This is a genomic window from Erwinia sp. GW821-FHT03D09 (genome assembly GCF_059420805.1).
This window is the reverse complement of the sequence record NZ_JBWKUK010000015.1, coordinates 130,928-138,935: the sequence shown is the minus strand read 5'-3', so window position 1 is coordinate 138,935 and position 8,008 is coordinate 130,928. Positions and strand designations below refer to the sequence as shown.

At 53.0% G+C, this 8,008-nt stretch carries 7 protein-coding genes and 1 riboswitch; of the genes, 2 read left to right on the top strand and 5 right to left on the bottom strand.

Annotation, left to right across the window (positions count from 1 at the left end):
• Window positions 1–201: 201 nt before the first annotated feature.
• Both murI and btuB read right to left on the bottom strand, forming a co-directional pair.
• Entirely contained in the window at window positions 202–1,053 is an 852-nt protein-coding gene (murI, locus tag AC07U6_RS16170; protein ID WP_494764247.1) for a glutamate racemase, read from the bottom strand.
• Window positions 998–2,869 carry a TonB-dependent vitamin B12 receptor BtuB gene (gene btuB / locus AC07U6_RS16165; RefSeq protein WP_494764248.1) on the bottom strand — a complete coding sequence of 624 codons (1,872 nt, stop codon included), beginning with the start codon at window positions 2,867–2,869 and terminating at the stop codon, window positions 998–1,000. The genes murI and btuB overlap by 56 nt, the downstream gene beginning before the upstream one ends.
• 67 nt (window positions 2,870–2,936) lie before the next feature.
• Window positions 2,937–3,117: riboswitch (cobalamin riboswitch) on the bottom strand.
• A 123-nt stretch (window positions 3,118–3,240) separates the two neighbouring features.
• Between btuB and trmA the strand changes: the two genes are divergently transcribed.
• Window positions 3,241–4,341, top strand: coding sequence for a tRNA (uridine(54)-C5)-methyltransferase TrmA (gene trmA, locus AC07U6_RS16160; protein WP_494764249.1), 1,101 nt, complete (start codon window positions 3,241–3,243; stop codon window positions 4,339–4,341).
• A 33-nt stretch (window positions 4,342–4,374) separates the two neighbouring features.
• On the opposite strand, the gene AC07U6_RS16155 is transcribed toward trmA, so the two are convergent.
• Both AC07U6_RS16155 and fabR read right to left on the bottom strand, forming a co-directional pair.
• Window positions 4,375–4,728, bottom strand: a complete 354-nt coding sequence (locus AC07U6_RS16155) for a YijD family membrane protein (protein WP_494764250.1) — start codon at window positions 4,726–4,728, stop codon at window positions 4,375–4,377.
• Between the two features lie 12 nt (window positions 4,729–4,740).
• On the bottom strand, window positions 4,741–5,382 hold the full coding sequence (fabR, locus tag AC07U6_RS16150; RefSeq protein ID WP_494764251.1) for an HTH-type transcriptional repressor FabR: 642 nt from the start codon (window positions 5,380–5,382) through the stop codon (window positions 4,741–4,743).
• A gap of 192 nt (window positions 5,383–5,574) precedes the next feature.
• On the opposite strand from fabR, the gene sthA reads away from it, so the two are divergent.
• Window positions 5,575–6,975, top strand: a complete 1,401-nt coding sequence (gene sthA, locus AC07U6_RS16145; protein WP_494764252.1) for a Si-specific NAD(P)(+) transhydrogenase — start codon at window positions 5,575–5,577, stop codon at window positions 6,973–6,975.
• On the opposite strand, the gene oxyR is transcribed toward sthA, so the two are convergent.
• A complete protein-coding gene (gene oxyR, locus AC07U6_RS16140) occupies window positions 6,958–7,875 on the bottom strand; it encodes a DNA-binding transcriptional regulator OxyR (protein ID WP_494764253.1) in 918 nt (305 codons plus the stop codon). The two genes, sthA and oxyR, sit on opposite strands and share 18 nt — an antisense overlap.
• Between the last annotated feature and the right edge of the window lie 133 nt (window positions 7,876–8,008).

The following is an 8,008-nucleotide window of genomic DNA, read 5'->3' as shown; positions in this document are numbered from 1 at the left end:
TATTACGCTTTCCTCCTTCGGAGTCAACCTCTTTTTGAGAGGTTTTTTCCGGCGGTTCAGACAACTTCCTGAACCTCCAACACGCTGGCCTGTAAGCCGTTGTTCCGTGTCAGTGGAGGCGCAGTATAGGGGTTTTCTGGCGGCTGACAAGGGCTAATTTTAAAAAGATGTTCGAATGTTGTTTTTTTGCCCAAAAGTGCTTCAGAGCGCTAGTTTTTCGAGCTTTTCAAACCCGTAACGCTGCAAAACGGGTATTAATTGTACTGCCTGTTCCGTAATATCCATGCAGTACGCGATATTACTGTCTGTAGAAAAAGCTTCTGGTGATTCATTTTCTAATAACCAGACGGTACGGCGGGCAATCGCAGCGCCGGAATCAATTAATCGGGTGCCTTCCGGCAGCACCTGCTGCAGTTCTTCACTAATCAGTGGAAAATGCGTGCATCCCAGTACGACGGTATCCGGCGGCTCCTTCATACGCAGCCACGGTTGTAAAATCCGCTTCACTTCTTCTATTGCCACCGGTTTACCGTGCAGTTTCGCTTCCGCCAGTTCGACCAGCTCCGCTGAGCCCAGCATTTCGATTTTGCATTCGCTGGCAAAACGCGCCACCAGCTCATGGGTATAAGGACGCTTCACCGTTCCGCGAGTCGCTAACAGACCAACAATCCCGTTGCGGGTTAAGCGCGCCGCGGGCTTGATCGCAGGCACAACGCCCACCACAGGGAAAGAAAAACGTTCACGTAATGCTGGTAGGGTCACTGTGCTGGCCGAGTTACAGGCAATGACCACCAGCGCGAGGGGATAACGAAGCGTGACCGCTTCTACAATAGAGACAACCCGATCAACGATAAACTCTTCCGACTTTTCACCATAAGGAAAGGCAACGTTATCAAACGCGTAGAGATAGTGGAGATCCGGCAATAGCTTGCGGATCTCATCATAGACTGAAAGCCCACCGACGCCGGAGTCAAAAACCAGCACGGTGGGGCGCAGATTAGAAGGTGTAGCTGCCGTTGAGGTAGTATTCTCGTCCAGGGGTTTCATAGCCATACACTGTCTCGTAGTCTTTATCGAACAGGTTGGCAATTCTACCACGAACAGTCAGATGGGATGTGATCGGATACGACACGGCGAGATCCCAAAGGCTGACACCGCCCATTTTCACCGTTCGCTCAGGATAGACGTTGAAGTCTTTATCATAGCGCTGACCCAGGTACTGATAGGTAACAGACCAGTCAAAGTCATAGACCGTCCAGTCAAGCTGGTACTTCACCTGCTGTTTCGCACGGCGCAGTAAGATCTCATTAGTTGCGCCGTTACGCGGGTCCAGATAGTCGAAGGAGACTTGGTGGCTCAGCGGACCGGTATCAAAGGAAGCCGTTGCTTCAACGCCCTTGATGGTGGCTTTCGAGATGTTGTAGTAACGGTATGTCGTTGGATCGCTATCGACCAGATTATCAATGTCATTACGATAGCCGGAGATATGCCACGTGACCGGACCGGTCAACCCTTCAAAGCCCGCTTCCCACTGCTTACTCTCTTCCGGCTTCAGTTGGTCGTTACCATAGAAGTTGCTGTAAAGCTGGGCCAGGTTTGGCGCTTTGAATGCCGTACCGTAGGAAGCAATAAAGCGATAACCCTCCACGAATTCCCAACCGGCGCTGGTCTGCCAGGTGTCATGCCAGCCGAACTGGGAGTTATCATCCCCGCGCACCGCGCCTTCAACGGTAAACTCACCGAACCGCTGCTGCCCGGTCAGATACAGTCCGGTATTGCGTAGCTCGGTGCTGTTTGCCAGCGAGCTGGTGCCTGGCTCCGTGGTTTCCTTCTGCCAGTCTACGCCACCGCTAACAGCCCCCTGCCCCACGGCGAACGTATTGCCCCACTGCACATTATACTGTTTGCTTTCATCCAGCGTGGTTGCTGCGCTGTAGCGCCCCAGGCGCGGATCGTAGTTGTAATCCTTCACGCGGCTGATGCTGGCAACAAGCTGTGAGGACCAGATACCCTGATTAAAGCGCAGCCCGGTGTCCCAAGTCTGGCTGTAGAGTTGGTGCGTATCAACTAACGAGCCCGGTACGGCATCACCGTAGCCACTGTCATAGCCGGTACGATTATCAAAACCGTAACCGCGCACGAAACCACTGAACTGTTCGTTAAACTGGTGATTCAACGCGCCGTAAAGCGTTTTGCTCATAAAGCCGTCGCGATCTGGCTGGGCCGGGCCGTAATCGTTTGGATAACCGGCCTTTACGTCGAAACCTCGGGTGTAGGTATAATCCCCGGCCAGCGTCACCTGAGTATTTTCACCGAGTTTCTGCCGGGTAGAGCCATTATAATTTTGATAGCTGTTTGAACCGACCCCGGCTTCCAGCGTCGTGCCTTCGCCTTCGTGCGTGGTAATAATGTTAACCACGCCGCCGATCGCATCAGAACCGTAAACCGCGGAGCGAGCACCACGGATATACTCAACGCGCTGTACCAGCGCCAGCGGTATCTGGCTGATATCCGCAGAGCCGGTGATGCCAGACTGATTCAGCCGGATGCCGTCGATCAGCACCAGTACATGATTAGAGTTAGAGCCGCGAATAAAGAGACTGGTTTTTTGCCCCAATCCACCACTCTGCACGGCATCAACGCCCGGCAAACGGCGCATCACATCGCTGAGGCTTTTAGACTGCCAGCGATCGATTTCAGTACGGGTAACAACGGTGGTCGGCGCAAGTACCGTATTGACAGGCTGCTGAAAGCGGTTCGCCGTCACAACCTGGGTTTCTTCTTTATTATCCTGTGCAAAACCATACTGCGCCCAGAGTGCAATTGCCGTTGCGCTAAAGGCAAACAGCGATTTATTCATTTTTGTCATTGATAGAGCATCCAAAAAAACCTGCAGGATGCCGCAGGCTTACAATCGATAGCACGCGATGATCGTAATAATGCGACGTTAATCCGGCAGGTCTTCGGGCTCAGTGTCGTAAAAGGCAATGACTTCCCATCCGGAGACAGTGTCTGCTTGCGCGATTGCCATGACATTCTATACCGCTGCGCGTCAGCTCCAGATTTTCACTGGATTCCCTTTTAACTCATGGGGAGGCCGGAGAGCGCATTTTATGTATAACACAATTGGAAGTCCAGATAGCTGGACTTCCATAGTGGCAATTCGTTCACAATGCTGGACATCAGATGTGGAATCCCTACAATCGCCCGGCTATCTCCGCCAAATATCCAGGAATCACTATGACGCCCGAACAGCTGCCCGTAGAACAATATGAAGATCAGCTTGCCGAAAAGGTAAACCGCCTGACGTCGATGATGTCGGCCTTTAACGCGCCCGAAGTTGAAATCTTCCGTTCGCCGGTCAGCCACTATCGGATGCGTGCCGAGTTTCGCGTCTGGCACGATGGCGATGACCTCTACCACATCATCTTCGATCAGCAAACACGTGAAAGAATCCGTGTTAACAGCTTCCCGGCCGCCAGCGAGCTGATTAATCGCCTGATGCCACGATTACTGGCTACGCTGCGTGAAACGCAGGCGTTGCGCTTTAAGCTGTTCCAGATTGATTACCTTTCTACACAGAGTGGCCAGGTCGTGGTCTCCCTGCTGTATCACCGTAAGCTGGATGAAGTCTGGCAGCAGGCTGCAGAGCAACTACGCGATGCGCTGCGTGCTGAAGGATTTAACCTGCATCTGATTGGCCGCGCCACGAAAACCAAAATCTGTCTGGACCAGGATTTCGTGGATGAGTGCCTGACGGTGGATGGCCGGGAGATGATTTACCGCCAGGTCGAAAACAGCTTTACCCAGCCAAACGCCGCCATGAACGTGAAAATGCTGGAATGGGCGCTGGATACCACCCGTAACTCAAGCGGCGACCTGCTGGAACTGTACTGCGGCAACGGCAACTTCTCGCTGGCGCTGGCACGTAATTTCCGTCGGGTACTGGCTACCGAAATCGCCAAGCCTTCCGTCGCCTCGGCGCAGTACAATATTGCGGTAAATCAGATTGATAACGTACAGATCATTCGTATGGCGGCGGAAGAATTCACCCAGGCGATGAACGGGGAAAGAAGCTTTAACCGTCTGGAGGGGATCGATCTGAAGAGCTACGAGTGTGAAACCATCTTTGTCGATCCGCCACGCAGCGGTTTGGATGATGAAACGGTGAAAATGGTACAGGCCTACCCGCGCATCCTTTATATTTCCTGCAATCCTGAAACGCTGTGCAACAACCTCGCCACGCTGTCCGCCACTCATGATGTGACCCGCCTGGCGCTGTTCGATCAGTTCCCGTATACCCATCATATGGAATGCGGCGTACTGCTGACCCGGCGTTAAACAATCAGGGCGATCGAACGATCGCCCTGAAAATCAGCTGTTCTTACGCCCCCGCCACTTGCCCACAATCCAGAACACGACCGCTACCATCAAAATGGTCGGGATAAAGTTCGAACCGATATCCGGATACTCCGCCCGCACCATTGCGCTATAAAGCAGGATACCCAGCAGGAAGAACCCTGCGGCCAGTGAGGGCATACCATCAGGCATCGAACGATTCAGATAGCGCTGGTGCAGACTCCAGGCGGCAAGCCCCAGCGCAATAATCGGGAACATTGAAAAGGGTACTATCGAGCTAAAAAGTGCCGAAAAACTACCGTTAATGGAAAGCCCGGTTAAAAACGCCAGCAGCAGCGTTCCTTTGTCTCTGCCTGAAGCTAAACTCATGTCTCCACCTTTTTAATCGTTGGATGCCAGCGTCACAGCCAGTCTCTCCTGCTCACGGCGATACCAGTAATATGCCCCTTTCGAGATCATACGTAGCTGCAGTACCATCCGTTCTTCCAGCTGACGACGCTGTACGGCATCAATATCCAGTGCTTCTGCACCGGCGTTAAACACAATGATAACCATCGCTTCCGCCTGCGCTTCAGTGAAGCTGCGCGGCATGCGATTTTCTATTTCCAGATAATCCGCCAGTTCGGCGATAAAATGCTGTATTTCCCGGGCAACGGCGGCACGGAAGGCGGCTGATGTCCCTGAGCGCTCACGTAGCAGAAGGCGAAAGGCGTTAGGGTTATCGCCGATAAATTCCATGAAAGTTGACACGGAAGTACGAATAACGCTACCACCTTTGGCAATACGCTGACGAGCCTGTCGCATTAGTTGACGAAGCATTAAGCCGCTTTCGTCTACCATGGTTAATCCCAGTTCATCTACATCACGAAAGTGACGATAAAATGACGTCGGGGCAATTCCCGCCTCTCTGGCCACCTCGCGCAGACTCAGGCTGGCAAAGCTACGCTCGGCACTTAACTGACTGAATGCCGCCTCGATAAGTGACCGCCGTGTACGTTCTTTTTGCTGCGCTCTGACGCCCATTTTTGTGCCTGTTTAGCCTGCAAGTGGGCACTATAGCAAAAATTTCAGCGTACAGTGCCTCAAACTTTGTGACCGCCTGTTAACCTGAGAATTTGGCAAATGATGGCAAAAAAAGCGGTAAGAATTGGGAAGCTGGCCGCTGGATGTTAGGATATCGTTGTAAAATTGTTTTATAAAATAGGACGTATTGGTATGCAACAGTCTTATGATTACGACGCCATTATTATTGGTTCAGGCCCGGGCGGCGAAGGCGCTGCGATGGGGCTGGTGAAACAGGGAGCGCGCGTCGCAGTAATCGAGCGCTACCACAATATCGGCGGCGGGTGTACACATTGGGGAACGATTCCGTCGAAAGCACTGCGTCATGCCGTTAGCCGCATTATCGAGTTTAACCAGAACCCACTGTATAGCGACCACTCACGTCTCCTTCGCTCCTCCTTTGCCGACATTCTCAACCACACCGAGAACGTTATCAGTCAGCAAACCCGTATGCGTCAGGGATTCTATGAACGGAATCACTGTGAGATGTTCCAGGGCGATGCACGTTTCGTTGATGCCAACACCATCGAAGTAGAAAGCCCTGATGGTACAACCGAACGTCTGACCGCTGAGAAATTTGTTATCGCCTGTGGTTCACGCCCTTACCACCCGCCGGATGTTGATTTTACCCATCCACGGGTTTACGACAGCGATTCAATCCTCAATCTTCACCATGAGCCGGGCCATGTCATTATCTATGGTGCCGGGGTCATTGGTTGTGAATACGCTTCAATTTTCCGCGGTCTGAACGTCAAAGTTGATTTGATTAACACCCGCGACCGCCTGCTGGCCTTCCTCGATCAGGAAATGTCGGATTCGCTCTCGTACCACTTCTGGAACAGCGGCGTAGTTATCCGCCATAACGAAGAGTTCGAGAAAATTGAAGGGGTTGAAGATGGCGTGATTATGCATCTGAAATCCGGGAAGAAGCTGAAAGCGGACTGCCTGCTGTACGCCAACGGACGCACCGGTAACACCGACTCGCTGTCGCTGGAAAATGTCGGGCTGAAGGCTGATGGCCGTGGGCTACTGAAGGTCAACAGCATGTATCAGACCGCACAGCCGCATATCTACGCGGTTGGCGATGTGATTGGCTATCCAAGCCTGGCCTCCGCCGCCTACGATCAGGGCCGTATTGCCGCACAGGCTCTGATGAAAGGCGAAGCCAACGCGCATCTGATTGAAGACATTCCAACCGGTATCTACACCATCCCGGAAATCAGCTCCGTCGGCAAAACCGAGCAACAGCTGACGGCGATGAAAGTGCCGTATGAAGTGGGCCGGGCACAGTTCAAGCATCTGGCTCGTGCGCAGATTGTCGGGATGAACGTCGGCAGCCTGAAAATTCTGTTCCACCGTGAAACCAAAGAAATTCTGGGTATTCACTGCTTTGGTGAACGCGCGGCCGAGATTATCCATATCGGTCAGGCAATCATGGAACAGAAAAACGGTGGCAACACAATTGAGTACTTTGTGAATACCACCTTCAACTACCCGACCATGGCTGAGGCCTATCGAGTGGCTGCGCTGAACGGCTTAAATCGCCTGTTTTAAACCGCCAATCATCACGCCCTGCATATGCGTTCGGATCGCCTCTGCCAGCTGTTCATAACGGCCGCGCAGAGGTGATCCCGGACGATAAACCAGTGCGATGGTGCGCTGTGGTTCCGGCTTGTAGCAGGGCAGATAGCATACACCATCACGCACCCGCTCTTTCGGTACGGCCAGCGCAGGTAATAGCGTAATTCCGCTGCCCGCCGCCACCATGTTACGCAGCGTTTCCAGACTGGTTGCACGGAAATGCGTGTCCTCGTCCGCGCCCGCCTGGAAGCAGAAACCCATCGCCTGATCGCGCAGACAGTGACCGTCTTCAAGCATCAGCAGCCTCTCACCGGCCAGATCCGACATCGGAACACGATCGCGATCGTGCCACGGGTGATCCTGATACACCGCCAGCTTCATCGGCTCATCAAACAGCGGCACTTCAATAAACGCTTCCGACTCTTTCACCAGCGCAAGGATGGCGCAGTCCAGCTTACCGCTGTCGAGCTGTGCCAACAGTTGCTGCGTTTGCGCCTCGTGCAGATACATCTCCAGCTTAGGGAACGTTTTATGCAGAGACGGAATAATCTGCGGCAGCAAATAGGGGCCTACGGTCGGGATCAGGCCAATATGCAGCGGGCCGGACATCGCTTCACCCTGCTGGCTGGCCATCTCTTTCAGTACCTTGACTTCACGAAGTACAGTGCGCGCCTGATCCACCAGCAGAAGTCCTGCCTGGGTGAACAACACCTTACGGCTGGTACGCTCCAGCAACATCACACCCAGTTCATCTTCCAGCTTGCGGATCTGCCCACTGAGGGTCGGCTGGCTTACATGGCAGGCATCCGCTGCCCGACGAAAATGGCGGTGTTCCGCCAGTGAAACCAGATACTCAAGATCACGAATATTCATCTTATCCTCCTGACCACGATAGTTCGTGGCGATAGATAGGATAGCAATCAACGATTAGCCCTATCAACCCTCAATCATAATAATGTGTCCGTACACAAATAGCCCACCCGAAAATTAAACGATGAGGTCTTTA

Coding starts and splice junctions, on each gene's coding strand:
- btuB (WP_494764248.1), bottom strand. CDS start 2,869: ATGACAAAAATGAATAAATCGCTGTTTGCCTTTAGCGCAACGGCAATT.
- murI (WP_494764247.1), bottom strand. CDS start 1,053: ATGGCTATGAAACCCCTGGACGAGAATACTACCTCAACGGCAGCTACA.
- fabR (WP_494764251.1), bottom strand. CDS start 5,382: ATGGGCGTCAGAGCGCAGCAAAAAGAACGTACACGGCGGTCACTTATC.
- sthA (WP_494764252.1), top strand. CDS start 5,575: ATGCAACAGTCTTATGATTACGACGCCATTATTATTGGTTCAGGCCCG.
- AC07U6_RS16155 (WP_494764250.1), bottom strand. CDS start 4,728: ATGAGTTTAGCTTCAGGCAGAGACAAAGGAACGCTGCTGCTGGCGTTT.
- trmA (WP_494764249.1), top strand. CDS start 3,241: ATGACGCCCGAACAGCTGCCCGTAGAACAATATGAAGATCAGCTTGCC.
- oxyR (WP_494764253.1), bottom strand. CDS start 7,875: ATGAATATTCGTGATCTTGAGTATCTGGTTTCACTGGCGGAACACCGC.